The organism is Pantoea sp. RG18 (assembly GCF_025910075.1).
Lineage (GTDB): Bacteria > Pseudomonadota > Gammaproteobacteria > Enterobacterales > Enterobacteriaceae > Pantoea > Pantoea agglomerans.
The window spans coordinates 21,352-38,425 of record NZ_JAPCIL010000008.1 but is presented as its reverse complement, the minus strand read 5'-3'; the positions used below and the strand labels follow the sequence as shown (position 1 = coordinate 38,425).

14 protein-coding genes are annotated in these 17,074 nt (G+C 54.2%); 10 read left to right on the top strand and 4 right to left on the bottom strand.

The genetic code is table 11. The features are described 5' to 3' along the window. The first annotated feature begins 114 nt into the window (after window positions 1-114). On the top strand, window positions 115-1,272 hold the full coding sequence (locus OK409_RS10760; protein WP_010254083.1) for a CdaR family transcriptional regulator: 1,158 nt from the start codon (window positions 115-117) through the stop codon (window positions 1,270-1,272). A 60-nt stretch (window positions 1,273-1,332) separates the two neighbouring features. On the opposite strand, the gene OK409_RS10755 is transcribed toward OK409_RS10760, so the two are convergent. The 4 genes from OK409_RS10755 to map all read right to left on the bottom strand — a co-directional run bounded on the left by OK409_RS10755 (window position 1,333) and on the right by map (window position 6,373). Next, the gene (locus tag OK409_RS10755; RefSeq protein WP_010254085.1) at window positions 1,333-1,725 is read right to left on the bottom strand and encodes a DUF3461 family protein; all 393 of its coding nucleotides are present in this window, start codon (window positions 1,723-1,725) and stop codon (window positions 1,333-1,335) included. A gap of 224 nt (window positions 1,726-1,949) precedes the next feature. Beyond that, entirely contained in the window at window positions 1,950-2,774 is an 825-nt protein-coding gene (gene dapD, locus OK409_RS10750; RefSeq protein ID WP_010671859.1) for a 2,3,4,5-tetrahydropyridine-2,6-dicarboxylate N-succinyltransferase, read from the bottom strand. 83 nt (window positions 2,775-2,857) lie between these two features. Continuing rightward, window positions 2,858-5,512, bottom strand: a complete 2,655-nt coding sequence (gene glnD / locus OK409_RS10745; RefSeq protein WP_010671860.1) for a bifunctional uridylyltransferase/uridylyl-removing protein GlnD — start codon at window positions 5,510-5,512, stop codon at window positions 2,858-2,860. A gap of 66 nt (window positions 5,513-5,578) precedes the next feature. Next, window positions 5,579-6,373 (bottom strand): type I methionyl aminopeptidase, encoded by a 795-nt coding sequence (gene map, locus OK409_RS10740; protein ID WP_010254092.1) that lies wholly within the window; start codon window positions 6,371-6,373, stop codon window positions 5,579-5,581. 318 nt (window positions 6,374-6,691) lie between these two features. On the opposite strand from map, the gene rpsB reads away from it, so the two are divergent. The 9 genes from rpsB (at window position 6,692) to bamA (ending at window position 16,975) form a co-directional block, all read left to right on the top strand. Then, window positions 6,692-7,417 (top strand): 30S ribosomal protein S2, encoded by a 726-nt coding sequence (gene rpsB, locus OK409_RS10735; protein WP_008925636.1) that lies wholly within the window; start codon window positions 6,692-6,694, stop codon window positions 7,415-7,417. 182 nt (window positions 7,418-7,599) lie between these two features. Next, on the top strand, window positions 7,600-8,451 hold the full coding sequence (gene tsf, locus OK409_RS10730) for a translation elongation factor Ts (RefSeq protein WP_010254097.1): 852 nt from the start codon (window positions 7,600-7,602) through the stop codon (window positions 8,449-8,451). Between the two features lie 157 nt (window positions 8,452-8,608). Beyond that, window positions 8,609-9,334 carry a UMP kinase gene (gene pyrH / locus OK409_RS10725; RefSeq protein WP_010254099.1) on the top strand — a complete coding sequence of 242 codons (726 nt, stop codon included), beginning with the start codon at window positions 8,609-8,611 and terminating at the stop codon, window positions 9,332-9,334. 143 nt (window positions 9,335-9,477) lie between these two features. After that, the gene (gene frr / locus OK409_RS10720; RefSeq protein WP_010254103.1) at window positions 9,478-10,035 is read left to right on the top strand and encodes a ribosome recycling factor; all 558 of its coding nucleotides are present in this window, start codon (window positions 9,478-9,480) and stop codon (window positions 10,033-10,035) included. A 111-nt stretch (window positions 10,036-10,146) separates the two neighbouring features. Next, window positions 10,147-11,343, top strand: coding sequence for a 1-deoxy-D-xylulose-5-phosphate reductoisomerase (gene ispC, locus OK409_RS10715; RefSeq protein WP_022625453.1), 1,197 nt, complete (start codon window positions 10,147-10,149; stop codon window positions 11,341-11,343). 181 nt (window positions 11,344-11,524) lie between these two features. Further along, the gene (ispU, locus tag OK409_RS10710; RefSeq protein WP_010254107.1) at window positions 11,525-12,277 is read left to right on the top strand and encodes a (2E,6E)-farnesyl-diphosphate-specific ditrans,polycis-undecaprenyl-diphosphate synthase; all 753 of its coding nucleotides are present in this window, start codon (window positions 11,525-11,527) and stop codon (window positions 12,275-12,277) included. 18 nt (window positions 12,278-12,295) lie between these two features. Next, window positions 12,296-13,153 carry a phosphatidate cytidylyltransferase gene (gene cdsA, locus OK409_RS10705; protein WP_010254111.1) on the top strand — a complete coding sequence of 286 codons (858 nt, stop codon included), beginning with the start codon at window positions 12,296-12,298 and terminating at the stop codon, window positions 13,151-13,153. A gap of 12 nt (window positions 13,154-13,165) precedes the next feature. After that, on the top strand, window positions 13,166-14,512 hold the full coding sequence (gene rseP, locus OK409_RS10700) for a sigma E protease regulator RseP (RefSeq protein WP_010671861.1): 1,347 nt from the start codon (window positions 13,166-13,168) through the stop codon (window positions 14,510-14,512). Window positions 14,513-14,563: 51 nt separating this feature from the next. Continuing rightward, the gene (gene bamA / locus OK409_RS10695; protein WP_010254119.1) at window positions 14,564-16,975 is read left to right on the top strand and encodes an outer membrane protein assembly factor BamA; all 2,412 of its coding nucleotides are present in this window, start codon (window positions 14,564-14,566) and stop codon (window positions 16,973-16,975) included. Window positions 16,976-17,074 lie beyond the last annotated feature (99 nt).

Here is a 17,074-nt window from a genome sequence, read left to right as displayed (position 1 = left end):
TGTGATGCTCGCCGCAAATTCGGCAAATGACGGCCTGGCTCTGTGCAATTGCACAATGTTCTGCGTGCTGTGCATGCGTATTCTGTTTCTCCCCCTCTTTTTCAGGAGTAATGGATGGCTACCTATCACCTTGATGCCCGGCTGGCACAGGATATCGTGGCGCGCACCATGAAAATTATTGACAGCAATGTCAACGTGATGGATGCGCGGGGCCGGATTATCGGCAGCGGTGACCGGGAACGTATTGGGGAGTTGCACGAAGGTGCACTGCTGGTGCTCTCTCAGGGGCGCGTTGTCGACATCGATGAGGCCGTGGCTAAACATCTTCATGGTGTGCGGCCTGGCATTAACCTGCCGCTGCGCATCGATGGTGACATCGTTGGGGTGATCGGCCTGACCGGTGAGCCGCTGGCGCTGCGGCATTATGGCGAGCTGGTCTGCATGACCGCGGAGATGATGCTGGAGCAGGCCCGGCTGCTGCATATGCTGGCGCAGGACAGCCGTCTGCGTGAAGAGCTGGTACTGAACCTGATCCGCAGCGATACCCTGTCGCCACAGCTGACCGAATGGGCGCAGCGGCTCGGGATCGATCTCAATCAGCCGCGTGTGGTCGCCGTGGTGGAAGTGGATAGTGGTCAGCTCGGTGTCGACAGCGCGATGTCAGAGTTACAGCAGCTGCAAACGCTGCTGACCACGCCGGAGCGGGACAATCTGATCGCGATTGTGTCACTGACCGAAATGGTGGTGCTGAAACCGGCCCTTAATGGGCATGGGCGTCACGATCAGGAAGATCATCGCCGCCGCGTAGAGCAGTTACTACAGCGGATGAAAGAGAGCGGTCATCTTCGGATGCGTATCGCGCTGGGCAACTTCTTTACCGGACCCGGCAGCATCGCACGCTCTTACCGGACGGCGCGCACCACGATGATGGTGGGCAAGCAACGTATGCCCGAGGTGCGCAGCTATTTTTATCAGGATCTGGTGCTGCCCGTGCTGCTCGACAGCCTGCGGGGTGGCTGGCAGGCCAATGAGCTCGCCCGGCCACTGGCGAAGCTCAAGAGCATGGATAACAACGGCTTGCTGCGCCGTACGCTGATCGCCTGGTTCACCCACAACGTCCAGCCGAGCGCCACCGCGCGTGCGCTGTTCATTCATCGTAATACGCTGGAATACCGGCTGAACCGGATTTCTGAACTGACCGGACTAAATCTTGGCCATTTTGATGACAGGCTGTTGCTCTATGTCGCTTTGCAACTGGATGAGCAGGGCTGAAGTGCAGATTTGCGGCATAAAAAAGGCCAGCAATGCTGGCCTCTCTGGTCGGGCAGGAAATTAACGACCGTTACGGGTTAATTTTTCCAGATCCGATTCAATTTCAGTGATCTTGTGAGAAACCACGCTTTCCAGGTGACGCAGGTCATCCAGAATTTTGCGTTTCAGATCCACTTCAACCTGATCGCGCTGGCAAATCTGGTCCAGTTCATCGATGACATAACGCAGATTCGGGCTGATTTCCTGAACTTCTTTGTAGCCCTGGGTCGCGTGATCGGCAACAACCGTTTTGCGCTGGCGCGGATATTTGAATTTGACGCTCTTCGCGAAAAACTCACCTTTATCTTTGCGGAAGTAGATTTTCAGAATGTCGTTATTGGCTTCCTGACGCAGGCTATAGCGGTCAATGTCGTCCGGGTTACTGATACCTAAGCTTTTCAGATTGTCATACATAGCGTTGTTTCCATCAAAAGTGAGAAGCGCGCAGACTTGTTCATGACGTCCGTCAACTGTAGACATAAATAAGCGGGATGAACATTGCGCGACAGGATTTAACTGGCGCGGATTATGACCTGGATAAAAACTAAACGCACCAGTTAATTCGCGACGCGAAGCATGTTGTTCAGGAATCACTGTAAAGAAAAGATGACGGGCTGGAAACCAGCCCGTCGCTTAAATCAGTCGATGGTGCGCAGCAGCTCGTTAATACCTGTTTTGCCAAGCGTTTTCGCATCCACTTTCTTCACGATTACGGCACAGTAGAGGCTGTAGCTGCCATCTTTAGAGGGCAGGTTACCTGAGACCACCACGGATCCCGCAGGAACACGGCCGTAATGCACTTCGCCGGTCTCGCGGTCATAGATTTTGGTGCTCTGACCGATGTAAACGCCCATTGAGATCACGGAACCTTCTTCAACAATCACGCCTTCAACGATTTCAGAGCGCGCGCCAATGAAGCAGTTATCTTCGATGATGGTCGGGTTCGCCTGCAGCGGCTCCAGCACGCCACCGATACCCACGCCGCCAGAAAGGTGAACGTTTTTACCAATCTGCGCACAGGAACCAACGGTCGCCCAGGTGTCCACCATGGTGCCTTCATCCACAAAGGCGCCAATGTTGACGTAAGAAGGCATCAGCACCGTGTTGCGGGCGATATAGGCACCCTGACGCACAGCCGCAGGCGGCACGACGCGGAAACCGGCTTCTTTGAAACGTGCTTCATCCCAGCCAGCAAACTTCATCGGCACTTTGTCGTAAAAGCGGGTTTCTGCACCTTCCATCACCTGATTGTCATTGATGCGGAAAGAGAGCAGTACGGCTTTCTTCAGCCACTGATGCGTTACCCACTCGCCGTCGATCTTCTCAGAAACGCGCAGTGCACCGCTGTCCAGCAGGGCGATCACCTGGTTGATGGCATCACGGGTTTCGCTGTCGACGCTGGCGGGTGTGATGTCAGCGCGACGTTCGAAGGCGGATTCAATAACGCTCTGTAACTGTTGCATATTTTTTTCCTGATCTGTCATGTGCGATGCCGGGCAATACCCCGACACAAGTAAAGAGATTAATGTTTACAAATAGAGTCTGGTCACACTTTATCGTTTGGATTAAGGGCCTCTGTCAACCGTTGTCGCAACGCTTTTCGCATTTCTTCGTCCAGTGCCTGACGTTCGCTGTTGGCCAGAATAAACAAATCTTCGACCCTCTCGCCGATGGTGCTGATGCGTGCGCCATGCAGTGAGACTCCGAGATCGGCAAAGACTTCACCGACCCGCGCCAGCAGGCCTGGCTGATCCAGCGCCACCAGTTCCAGATAGCTGCGACGATCGGTATGCGTCGGCAGGAAATTGACCTCGGTATCGACGCTGAAATGCCTGAGTTTGGCCGACGGACGGCGGGTACGCGGCGGCGCCCACTCTGACTGGGTTATCGCCTGCTCCAGCGCCTGAATGATCATCGGATGGCGATCCGGAGAGAGCGGGCTGCCATCCGGCTCCAGCACAATAAAGGTATCCATCGCCATGCCGTCGCGGCTGGTAAAGATTTGCGCATCGTGCACGCTGAGATTACGGCGATCGAGTTCACCTGCAACGGCGGCAAACAGGTGCGGGCGATCGGGACTCCAGATAAAGATTTCGGTCCCGCCGCGCGTGGCCTGCGGACTGACCAGCACCAGCGGTTTTTTCAGGTCGTGAACCAGTAAGTGGCGGGCATGCCAGGCGATCTGATTCGGCGTATGGCGCAGGAAGTAGTCAGCGCGGCAGCGATTCCAGATCTGGTGCAGACGCTCTTCATCGATGTTGTCCATCCGCAGCAGCGCCAGCGCCTGCAGGCGATGATGACGCACCCGCTCACGCAGATCCGGACTATTTTCCATGCCGCGTCGCAACTGCTTCTCGGTGGCGAAAAAGAGCTCACGTAACAGGCTCTGCTTCCAGCTGTTCCACAGACTTTCATTGGTGGCGCAGATATCGGCTACGGTCAGGCAAACCAGATAGCGCAGCCGGTTCTCATTCTGCATCACCTCGGCGAACTGCTGTATCACCGTCGGGTCCTGAATATCGCGCCGCTGTGCTGTCACCGACATCAGCAGATGATGACGCACCAGCCAGGCCACCAGCTGGGTTTCACGTGAGTTAAGACCGTGCATTTCAGCAAAATCGAGCGCATCCTGCGCGCCGAGAATGGAGTGATCGCCGCCGCGCCCTTTGGCGATGTCATGCAGCAGCGCGGCCATCAGCAACAGCTCCTGTTGCGGCAGGCGCGGCCATAACTCGACGCACAGTGGATGCTGCGGGCGGGTGCTTTCATTGGCAAAACTTTCCAGCTTCTGCAACACCCGAATGGTGTGCTCATCCACGGTGTAGGCGTGAAACAGATCGAACTGCATCTGTCCGACGATATGGCCCCACAGCGGCGTATAAGCCCACAGCACGCTGTAGCGATGCATCGGCACCAGCGCCCGGCTGACCGCGCCGGGATGTCGCAGAATCGACATAAAGGTGCGGCGCGCTTCCGGGATCTGACACAGCGGCTGTTTAAGATGACGACGCGCATGGCGCAGGTGACGCAGGGTGGTGGAGTAGATCCCTTTGATGCTGTCGTTACGCACCATGACGTAGAACATGCGCAGAATCGCCTGCGGCTCTCGCCGGAACAGCGTTTCGTCGCGCAGGTCGATCAAATCGCCACGCAGCTGGAAATCGTCATCAATAGGCCTGGGCTTTTCGCTGGTGGAGAGCGCCAGAATCGCCTCATCAAACAGCTGCAGCAGCATCTGATTCAGTTCGCCGATACGCCGCGTGACCCGATAGAAATCTTTCATCATCCGCTCGACCGGCTCATTGCCCTCGCCCTGATAATTCAGGCGTTGTGCCACGCTGAGCTGGCGATCAAACAGCAGGCGGTTATCGTAACGGGGCAGGGAGAGGTGCAGGGCAAAGCGGATGCGCCAGAGAAATGCCTGACATTCGTTGAGTTCGCTGCGCTCCGCGTCGGTGAGGAAACCAAAGCCGACCATCTCATCCAGCGTGGTGGCGCCAAAATGGCGTCGGGCGACCCACTGCAGCGTATGAATGTCCCGCAGGCCACCGGGGCTACTTTTAATGTCCGGTTCGAGGTTATAGCTGGTGCCGTGATAACGCTTGTGGCGCTCCTGCTGCTCTTCAATTTTGGCGGCGAAAAAGCAGGATGAGGGCCAGAAACCATCGCTGAAGATGTTTTTCTGTAATTCCAGAAACAGCGCCACATCGCCGGTCAGCATGCGTGACTCAATCAGATTAGTGGCAACGGTCAGGTCAGATAACCCCTCCAGCAGACACTCTTCCAGCGTGCGGACGCTGTGACCCACTTCCAGCTTAAGGTCCCACATCAGCGTTAACAGATCGCTGGTGCGCTGCGCAGCCTGTTCATTCAGCGGCTGGCGGCTCAGGATCAGGACGTCAATATCAGAGAGCGGATGCAGTTCGGCACGGCCATAGCCGCCAACGGCGACCAGCGCGATAGCCGGCATCTCATCAAAGCCAAAGAAGCGCCACAGGCGACGCAGCAGCCGATCGATAAACAGCGTGCGGGCATCAATCAGCGGCTCAACGGGTTCACCGGCATCAAACGCGGCGGCCAGATGTTGCTGAAACTGCTCCAGCCGCGGCTTCAGAATGTCACGCGTCAGCTGGTCGTCACCCCATTCGGCTGGCGAATCGACCAGACCGTTTTTCACATCTTCTGACAGACTCACGCTCATGCAGCTCTTCTCTTTTTTAGCCAAAAAAAAGCCGGCTCAGCGCCGGCTTGATCTGTAATGGGGAAATTACCCTTCGGCGACAAGCACAGCGGGCAGCGTGTCGTCTTTGCGCAGGGTTAAAATCTCACAGCCGTTCTCCGTCACCACAATAGTATGCTCATACTGCGCGGACAAGCTGCGATCTTTGGTTTTTACCGTCCAGCCATCTTTCATGGTGCGGATGCGGTAATCCCCGGCATTGACCATCGGTTCTACCGTAAAGGTCATGCCCGCCTGGAGTACCACGCCGCCATCATCGGCATCGTAATGCAGCACCTGAGGCTCCTCATGGAAACCCTTGCCGATACCGTGGCCGCAATATTCGCGCACCACAGAGAAGTCGTTGGCTTCAACATATTTCTGGATGGCGCGGCCCAGTTCGCGCAGGCGGATGCCGGGCTTGATCAGACGCAGTGAGAGATAGAGGCTCTCCTGCGTGACACGGCACAGGCGTTCGCCCTGAATGGTCGGCTTACCGACGATAAACATCTTTGAGGTATCGCCGTGGTATTCATCTTTAATTACGGTGACATCGATATTCACTACATCACCATCTTTTAACGGACGATCATCGCTGGGGATCCCGTGGCACACCACTTCATTCACCGAGATGCAGACCGACTTCGGAAAGCCGTGATAGCCGAGGCAGGCGGAGACGGCCTGTTGCTTTTGAGTAATGTGATCGTGGCAGATGCGGTCCAGTTCACCGGTGGTCACACCCGGTTTTACGTAAGGCTCGATCATCTCCAGCACTTCGGCGGCCAGTCGGCCCGCGACGCGCATTTTTTCGATTTCTTCAGGGGTTTTAATTGAAATTGCCATTAAATTAATCCGCAGTTGTCGAAATTTTCGACAATAATAAGTTCTGTGCTGTCATGTTAGCAGCCAGCAAATGGGCTGCCAAATAGAGAACGCGCTGACCTCCGTCAGTGATCATTTATTGGCGTCCCTGGGCTGGTTGTGGTATAAAGCGCGCCGACGATTCTCTGTATGGCCGTTTCGGTCAGCAGGAAACGCATAACTCTCATTATGTGTAATAAAACACACATGTATCGACACATACGCCGGGGTGCCTTGAAAGAGGTCGGTCGTATGGGATACATGGAGGCCCAACCCCAATCAAACTTTAGAGGTTTTATCATGGCAACTGTTTCCATGCGCGACATGCTCCAGGCTGGTGTTCACTTCGGTCACCAGACCCGTTACTGGAACCCAAAAATGAAGCCATTCATCTTTGGTGCTCGTAACAAGGTTCACATCATCAACCTGGAAAAAACTGTACCTATGTTCAACGAAGCTCTGGCTGAACTGAACAAGATCTCTTCCCGTAAAGGTAAGATCCTGATCGTAGGTACTAAGCGTGCTGCTGCTCAGGCGGTAAAAGAGTCTGCACTGAGCTGCGACCAGTTCTTCGTAAACCACCGCTGGTTGGGTGGCATGCTGACTAACTGGAAAACCGTGCGTCAGTCAATCAAGCGTCTGAAAGATCTGGAGATTCAGTCTCAGGATGGTACTTTCGACAAACTGACCAAAAAAGAAGCGCTGATGCGTGCGCGTGAGCTGGCCAAGCTGGAAAACAGCCTGGGCGGTATCAAAGATATGGGCGGTCTGCCAGACGCGCTGTTTGTTGTCGATGCTGACCACGAACACATCGCAATCAAAGAAGCAAACAACCTGGGTATCCCGGTATTTGCTATCGTTGATACCAACTCAGATCCAGATGGCGTTGATTTCGTTATCCCAGGTAACGACGATGCAATCCGTGCTGTAAACCTGTACCTGACTGCCGTTGCGACCACCGTTCGCGAAGGCCGCTCTCAGGACCTGGCTGAGCAAGCTGAAGAAGCGTCTTTAGAAAACGCTTAATAAGGTTTGCTCTGCATAAGAGCCCTTAGCATTCAGATGTGATCTGTAAGGGGCCTATACTGGCCCCTTTATTTTATCTTAAGTCTGTTACGCCCCCAACCGGACGGCGGGACAGAGTAAATTTTCCGCAAATAAGTGTCTGCTGGTGCAAACGTACACAGGCACGAACCGAGGATTCTGGAATGGCTGACATTACCGCTGCATTGGTAAAAGAACTGCGTGAGCGTACTGGCGCTGGCATGATGGATTGCAAAAAAGCGCTGACTGAAGCGAACGGCGACATTGAGCTGGCGATTGAGAACATGCGTAAGTCTGGCGCAATCAAAGCAGCGAAAAAAGCAGGCAACGTTGCTGCTGATGGCGTAATCAAAACCAAGATCGTTGGCGACTACGGCGTGATTCTGGAAGTAAACTGCCAGACTGACTTCGTTGCAAAAGATGGCGGTTTCCAGGCGTTCGCAGACAAAGTTCTGGATGTGGCTGCAGCTGATCGCGTTACCGACGTTGAAGTTCTGAAAGCGCAGTTCGAAGAAGAGCGCGTTGCACTGGTTGCTAAAATCGGTGAGAACATCAACATCCGTCGCGTTGCTATCCTGGAAGGCGCAGAGCTGGGCAGCTACCTGCACGGCGCACGTATCGGCGTTCTGGTTTCAACCAAAGGCGCTAACGAAGATCTGATCAAACAGATCGCGATGCACGTTGCGGCAAGCAAGCCTGAATTCGTTAAGCCAGAAGACGTTTCTGCTGACGTGGTTGATAAAGAGTACCAGGTTCAGCTGGACATCGCGATGCAGTCTGGCAAGCCAAAAGAGATCGCAGAGAAGATGGTTGAAGGCCGTATGAAGAAATTCACCGGCGAAGTCTCTCTGACTGGTCAGGCTTTCGTTATCGACCCAAGCAAAACCGTTGGCCAGGCTCTGAAAGAGCAGGGCGCTGACGTTATCAACTTCATCCGCTTCGAAGTTGGTGAAGGCATCGAGAAAGTTGAGTCTGACTTCGCTGCAGAAGTTGCAGCAATGTCCAAACAGTCTTAATGCTTTGAAAGAACCGCCAGATGGCGGTTCTTTTTTGTCTGTGAATCGCAACAGATACGTTTTCAGTTTCATCCCAATAGCAATTTCATTGCGGTAAGCGGATGATCGATCAGAATTTACTTCTCCTTTACACCCAATCTTCCAGGAAGAACTGACCATGGCGACCAACGCAAAACCTGTTTATCAACGTATCCTGCTTAAACTCAGCGGCGAAGCCCTGCAAGGCGCTGAAGGTTTTGGTATCGACGCGAGTGTGCTTGACCGCATGGCACAAGAGGTAAAAGAGCTGGTTGAACTGGGCATCCAGGTTGGCGTGGTGATTGGCGGAGGGAACCTGTTCCGTGGAGCGAGCCTGCAGCAGGCCGGCATGAACCGCGTTGTGGGTGACCACATGGGTATGCTGGCAACCGTGATGAACGGCCTGGCGATGCGTGATGCACTGCACCGCGCCTATGTGAATGCACGCCTGATGTCAGCGATTCCACTGAATGGCGTCTGTGACAACTACAGCTGGGCAGAAGCAATCAGCCTGCTGCGTAACAACCGCGTGGTGATCTTCTCCGCCGGTACCGGTAACCCGTTCTTCACCACTGACTCTGCAGCGTGTCTGCGCGGCATTGAGATTGAAGCGGACGTCGTGCTGAAAGCGACCAAAGTGGACGGCGTCTACTCTGCGGATCCGGTGAAAAGCCCGGACGCAACGCTGTATGAGCAACTGACCTATGCTGAAGTGCTGGATCAGGAGCTGAAAGTGATGGATCTTGCGGCCTTTACCCTGGCGCGTGACCACAAATTACCTATCCGTGTTTTCAACATGAATAAGCCTGGCGCACTGCGTCGCGTAGTGATGGGTGAAAAAGAAGGCACCCTGATTACGCATTAATACCCGAGGCGAGATAAAATAAGGTATATTCTGTCAGCGCGATGATAATGCATCGCGCACCAGTCAGGATTATCGATGATTATCGATCCCGCTTCCGGTTACGCCGGAACTGGCCAGGTCAAACCGAATCCAAGGGTTTCAACGTGATTAACGACATCAAAAAAGATGCTGACACGCGCATGGAAAAATGCGTTGAAGCATTCAAAACCACCATCAGCAAAGTGCGCACCGGTCGTGCTTCACCTTCGCTGCTCGACGGCATCGTCGTCGAATATTACGGCACGCCGACGCCACTGCGTCAGCTGGCTTCTGTCACTGTGGAAGATTCACGCACGCTGAAAATCAACGTGTTTGATCGTTCACTGAGTCCGGCAGTCGAAAAAGCGATCATGAAGTCCGATCTCGGTCTGAACCCAAGTTCAGCCGGTACCGACATCCGTGTTCCGCTGCCTGCGCTGACAGAAGAGCGTCGTAAAGATCTGATTAAAATCGTGCGCGGCGAAGCCGAGCAGGGCCGTGTGTCGGTACGTAACGTCCGTCGCGATGCCAACGATAAAATCAAAGCGCTGCTGAAAGATAAAGAGATCAGCGAAGACGACGAACGTCGTGCGCAGGATGAAGTGCAAAAAATGACCGATGCGTACATCAAGAAAGTTGATGCTGCACTGTCAGAAAAAGAGACGGAGCTGATGGATTTCTAATCCCATCACTGCCGGACAAAACGCCGTACAGAGAGGTATTCGTATGAATGCGACATCTGGCGGCGTTTTACATTGTGCCTGTGGGCACGCTGACTTCACACGGATAGCTTCATGAAGCGATTAACTCTGCTGGGATCCACCGGATCAATCGGCACCAGTACGCTGGCGGTGGTGCGCGCCAACCCGGCGCTTTATCAGATTACGGCGCTGGTTGCCGGCCATAACGTGGCGCTGATGGCCGAGCAGTGTGCGGCCTTTACACCGCGCTACGCCTGCATGGCAGACGAGGCATCCGCCGCTGCGTTGCGTGAGCGACTGAGAGCAATCAGGGTCAATACTGAAGTGCTCTCCGGCGTTCAGGCAGCCTGTGAGCTGGCCGCGCTGGATGAGGTGGATCAGGTGATGGCGGCGATCGTTGGCGCATCGGGTTTGCTGCCGACGCTGGCGGCCATTCGCGCCGGAAAAACGGTGCTGCTGGCCAACAAAGAATCGCTTGTCACCTGCGGCCGTTTGTTTATGGAGGCCGTGCGTCATCATAACGCACAGTTACTACCGGTCGACAGCGAGCATAACGCCATTTTTCAGAGTTTACCGGCTACCATCCAGCATCAGTTAGGTTACGCTGACCTGCGGGATAATGGCATTGAGTCGATTATCCTTACGGGATCGGGTGGTCCTTTTCGTGACACAGATTTAGCGGATCTCAGCGCCATGTCGCCAGATCAGGCCTGTGCACATCCGAACTGGTCGATGGGGAGAAAAATCTCTGTCGATTCGGCCACCATGATGAATAAAGGTCTTGAGTACATTGAAGCCCGTTGGTTGTTTAATGCCAGCGCAGCGCAGATGGAAGTGATACTCCACCCACAGTCGGTGATTCACTCCATGGTGCGATACTGCGATGGCAGCGTGCTGGCTCAATTAGGTTCTCCTGATATGCGTACGCCGATTGCCCACAGCATGGCCTGGCCTTCGCGCATCAATGCAGGCGTGACGCCGCTGGATTTTACCCGCATGTCGGCGCTCTCCTTTGCAGAACCTGATTTTAGTCGCTACCCCTGTCTGAAACTGGCCATTGATGCCTGTGATGCAGGGCAGGCGGCGACCACCACGCTAAATGCAGCCAACGAGGTTGCCGTCGCGGCTTTCCTGAATCACCAGATCCGCTTCACCGACATTGCCGCGCTTAATAGTGAGGTGATGGCGGCACAAGTGTGTCCGGAGCCGGATTCGGTGGACGCTGTCCTTGAAATCGATCGCACTGCGCGCGCGCTGGCGACAGAAATGTTGCCGCGTTTCACGTCGTGATGCCGATCGTTATGAGGCCATTTGTTCGCTTCAGGTGAAAATGATATAGTCGCTGGCTCGCGTTTCACGGTCTGTCACCGAATTCGGTGTGGCCCGGCACTGAGAGTGTGTCGGGATTTGAATCGGGCGCAATGTATTCAGAAACCACAGCATTTCTGATGAAAGGAATTGGTTAAGCGTTATGTCGTCTAACAATCACAACAACACTGATGACCAGCAGGGAAACGGTCCGCGCCACGTCGCTATCATCATGGATGGCAATGGCCGCTGGGCCAAAAATCAGGGAAAATTGCGCATTTCAGGCCACAAAGCTGGCGTTAAATCGGTACGCCGTGCCGTCAGCTTTGCGGTCAGTAACAATCTTGAAGCCCTGACGCTTTACGCCTTCAGCAGTGAAAACTGGAGTCGTCCGCCGCAGGAAGTCACCGCGTTAATGGAACTCTTTGTCTGGGCGCTTGATAGTGAAGTGAAGAGCCTGCACAAACACAATGTTCGCTTACGCGTCATTGGCGATACCAGCCGTTTCAGCCCGCGTATTCAGGAACGTATTCGCCGTTCTGAGACGCTGACCGCAAATAATAGTGGCCTGACGCTCAACATTGCTGCCAACTATGGCGGCCGTTGGGATATTATCGAAGGCGTGAAAAAACTGGCTGAACAGGTTCAGGAAGGATTACTGCGACCTGACCAGATTACCGAAGAGAGCCTGACGTCGCAGCTCTGTATGCAGGAGCTGGCGCCAGTGGATTTAGTGATAAGGACCGGGGGAGAGCATCGGATTAGCAACTTCCTGCTGTGGCAGATTGCCTATGCTGAATTCTATTTTACCGATGTGCTCTGGCCGGATTTCGATGAACACGTTTTTGAAGGTGCACTGAATGCATTCTCTCTGCGGGAGCGTCGTTTTGGCGGCGCTGCACCAGGCGGCGCCTGAGCAATCTGGGGGTAACCTTTGCTGAAGTCTCGTCTGATTACCGCGTTGATATTAATTCCGCTGGTAATAGCTGCACTGTTCTGGTTACCGCCTGTTGGCTTCGCCCTGACAACCATCGTTATCTGCATGCTGGCAGCCTGGGAATGGGGTCAGTTTGCAGGGATGGCATCACGGCAACAGCGCGTCTGGCTGGCTGTACTTTGTGGTCTGCTGCTGGCGCTGATGCAGTTTACGCTGCCACCTTATCAACACACGGTGCATCTGCCACAGATCGCGACATCGCTTTGGGCGTCGCTGGTGTGGTGGGTCGTTGCACTGCTGCTGGTGCTCTCCTATCCCGCTTCTGCGGCCTTCTGGCGCCATTCGCGTCCCCTTCGCTTACTGTTTGGCGTGTTAACGCTGGTCCCTTTTTTCTGGGGCATGGTGGCGCTGCGCCAGTATCACTATGACACCGACCACTTCGCCGGTGCCTGGTGGTTGCTGTTTGTGTTGCTGCTGGTATGGGGAGCGGATTCAGGTGCTTATATGTTTGGCAAGATGTTTGGCAAGCACAAGCTGGCGCCAAAGGTCTCACCAGGCAAAACCTGGGAAGGCTTCCTGGGCGGTCTGGTCACCTCGGCGCTGATTGCAGTGCTGTTTGCGACGCTGGCGCCACTGACGGTTTCCACCGGTACGCTGGTGATTTGCGCGATTATCGCGACGCTGGCCTCTGTGCTGGGCGACCTCACTGAGAGCATGTTTAAACGTGAAGCGGGCATCAAAGACAGTGGTAATCTGATTCCTGGTCACGGCGGCATTCTTGATCGTATTGATAGTCTGACTGCGGCGGTGCCGGTGTTTGCCTGTTTATTGCTGCTGGTGTTTCGCACCCTTTAAGGACAGGCAAAGATGTTGAGCATACTCTGGAGTTTCGTCGCCTTTATCGTTGCGCTGGGCGTATTAATTACCGTTCATGAGTTTGGCCATTTCTGGGTCGCTCGTCGCTGTGGCGTCAAAGTTGAGCGCTTTTCCATTGGTTTTGGTAAGTCGCTCTGGCAGCGCCGTGATCGCCACGGCACCGAATTTGTCATCGCGCTGATTCCCCTTGGCGGCTACGTTAAAATGCTCGACGAGCGTGTTGAAAGCGTGCCAGCCGAATTTCGTCATCAGGCTTTTAACAACAAAGCCGTCTGGCAACGCGCCTCAATCATTGCGGCAGGTCCTGTCGCTAATTTCATCTTTGCCATCTTTGCCTACTGGGTTGTGTTTATTCACGGCGTGCCCGGTGTGCGCCCGGTAATCGGTGAAATTTTAAACGGTTCGGTGGCTGCGGAAGCTCAAATTACGCCCGGCATGGAACTTAAGGCTGTTGACGGTATCGAAACGCCTGACTGGGATGCTGTGCGTATGGCGCTGGTGGGTAAAATCGGCGACAGCAGCACCACCTTAACAGTGGCTCGATTTGGCGAGGACGCAACCCAGCAGAAACAGCTGGATTTGCGTAACTGGCAGTTTGAGCCTGATAAGCAGGATCCGGTCGTCGCGTTAGGGATTCAGCCACGCGGTCCGCAGATTGAGACCACGCTGGCAGAAGTGCAGGCGAACTCGCCAGCCAGTGAAGCCGGTTTGCAAGCAGGCGACAGGATCGTTAAAGTCGATGGTCAGCCATTATCGCAGTGGCAGACTTTTGTCACGCAGGTCCGGGATAACCCCGGCAAAAGCATGGCGCTTGAGGTGGATCGCGGCGGTGAGTCTATTGCGCTGACGATGACGCCAGAAGCGAAATCTGGCAGTAAAGCGGGATTTGCGGGTGTCATTCCGCGCATTGTTCCTCTGCCAGAAGAGTACAAGACGGTAAGACAGTATGGCGCGTTTGCGGCTATCGGTGAGGCTAGTGTAAAAACCTGGCAACTGATGAAGCTCACCGTCTCCATGCTGGGCAAGTTAATAACCGGTGATGTGAAGCTGAACAACCTGAGCGGGCCAATTTCGATTGCGCAGGGTGCAGGGTTGTCAGCAGAGTATGGGTTGATTTACTACCTGATGTTCCTGGCGTTGATTAGCGTCAACCTGGGCATCATCAACCTGTTCCCTCTGCCGGTTTTAGATGGTGGGCACTTGCTCTTCCTGGCGATCGAAAAGATCAAGGGTGGACCGGTGTCCGAGCGAGTTCAGGACTTTAGTTATCGCATCGGTTCAATTTTACTGGTGCTGTTAATGGGGCTTGCACTTTTCAATGATTTCTCACGTTTGTAACCGCTGGAACGCGAACATTCGAGGGATGTGTTAGGAAAACGCATAACAACGATGGCGATGAAAAAGTTGCTCATAGCGTCGCTGCTGTTTAGCAGCGCCACCGTTTACGGTGCAGACGATTTCGTAGTGAAGGATATTCATTTCGAAGGGCTGCAGCGAGTCGCCGTCGGCGCGGCTCTGCTGAGCATGCCAGTACGGGTTGGCGATACGGTGAATGACGATGATGTCAGAAATACCATTCGCTCGCTGTTCGCTACTGGCAACTTTGAGGATGTTCAGGTCCTGCGAGACGGTACAACGCTGATTGTCCAGGTCAAAGAACGTCCTACCATTGCCAGCATTACCTTCACCGGTAACAAAGCGGTGAAAGAGGATCAGCTCAAACAAAATCTGGAAGCCTCAGGTGTCCGTGTCGGCGAAGCGCTGGACCGTACCACCATCTCCTCTATCGAGAAGGGACTTGAGGATTTCTACTACAGCGTAGGTAAATATACCGCCAACGTGAAAGCCGTGGTCACGCCACTGCCGCGTAATCGTGTGGATCTGAAGCTGGTCTTTACTGAAGGTGTCTCTGCAAAAATTCAGCAGATCAACATCGTCGGTAATAAAGCCTTTAGCTCCGATGAGCTGATTTCCCGCTTCCAGCTGCGCGATGAAGTGCCATGGTGGAACGTGGTCGGCGATCGTAAATATCAGAAGCAGAAACTGGCGGGTGACCTTGAAACCCTGCGCAGCTTCTATCTGGATCGTGGCTATGCACGCTTTAACATCGATTCAACGCAGGTCAGTCTGACGCCTGATAAAAAAGGCATCTACATCACGGTGAACATCACCGAAGGTGACCAGTACAAAATCGCTGGCGTGATCGTCAATGGCAGCATGGCGGGCCATTCAGCAGAAATTGAACATCTGACCAAGATTCCGGCAGGCGAGCTTTATAACGGCGCCAAAGTCACGAAAATGGAAGATGACATCAAGAAACTGCTGGGCCGCTACGGCTATGCCTATCCGCGCGTGGCAACACAGCCAGAAATCAACGACGCCGACAAAACCGTAAAACTGCATATCAATGTGGATGCGGGTAACCGTTATTATGTCCGTAACGTCCGTTTCGAAGGCAATGACACGTCGAAAGACTCCGTGTTACGTCGCGAAATGCGTCAGATGGAAGGCGCGTGGCTGGGCAGCGATCTGGTTGAACAGGGTAAAGAGCGCCTGAACCGTACCGGTTACTTTGAAACCGTTGATGTGGATACTCAGCGTGTGCCAGGTTCGCCGGACCAGGTTGACGTGGTCTACAAGGTTAAAGAACGTAACACCGGTACCTTTAACTTCGGCGTCGGCTACGGCACCGAAAGTGGTGTGAGCTTCCAGGTCGGCGTCACGCAGGATAACTGGCTGGGCACCGGTAATACCGTGGGCATCAGCGGGACCAAGAACGATTACCAGACCTATGCTGAATTCTCGCTGACTGACCCTTACTTCACCGTTGATGGTGTCAGTCTGGGTGGTCGTCTGTTCTACAACGACTTTAAAGCAGATAACGCGGACCTTTCTGACTATACCAACAAAAGTTATGGTCTGGATGGCACGCTTGGCTTCCCGGTTAACGAAAACAACACCCTGCGTGTCGGTCTGGGCTATGTCCACAATGACCTGTCAAACATGCAGCCGCAGGTGGCGATGTGGCGTTATCTTGACTCGGTCGGCAAGCCGCAGCAGCTCAATGATGAAGGTGATTTCTCAGCAGATGACTTCACCTTTAACTACGGCTGGACTTATAACACCCTGGACCGCGGCTTCTTCCCGACGTCCGGTAACCGTACCAACCTGAACGGTAAGGTGACGATTCCGGGCTCGGATAACAGCTTCTATAAGGCCACGCTGGATACTCAGCAGTATGTGCCGATTAACCAGGATCGTACCTGGGTGCTGTTAGGCCGTGGTCGCGTAGGTTATGGTGATGGTCTCGACGGCAAAGAGATGCCGTTCTACGAGAACTTCTACGCCGGTGGTTCAAGCACCGTGCGCGGCTTCCAGTCCAACACCATTGGACCGAAAGCAGCCTACTTAAATAACAACTCGTCGAACTGCCGAATCGCCGATCCAAATGGCGTCTGTAAGTCTGACGATGCGGTGGGCGGTAACGCTATGGCGATTGCCAGCCTTGAGCTGATTACGCCAACGCCGTTCCTGAGCGAGAAGTATGCTAACTCGGTTCGTACCTCGGTGTTTGTCGATGCCGGTACAGCGTGGGATACCCATTGGGAAAATACCGCGGAAACGCGTGCGGCGGGCATTCCTGACTACAGCGATCCAAACAATATCCGTGTATCCAGCGGTGTTGCGCTACAGTGGATGTCACCGCTCGGCCCGCTGGTGTTCTCTTACGCCCAGCCGATGAAGAAAGTCGATGGAGACAAGTCAGAGCAGTTCCAGTTTAACATTGGTAAAACCTGGTAATGTTCTGAGCATGGATGCATAGCTGAAGTATTGCTGCCGGACAGCACCTGTTGCTGTTCCGGGGCAAACACTGTGTCGCTGACACAAACGTTGATGGTA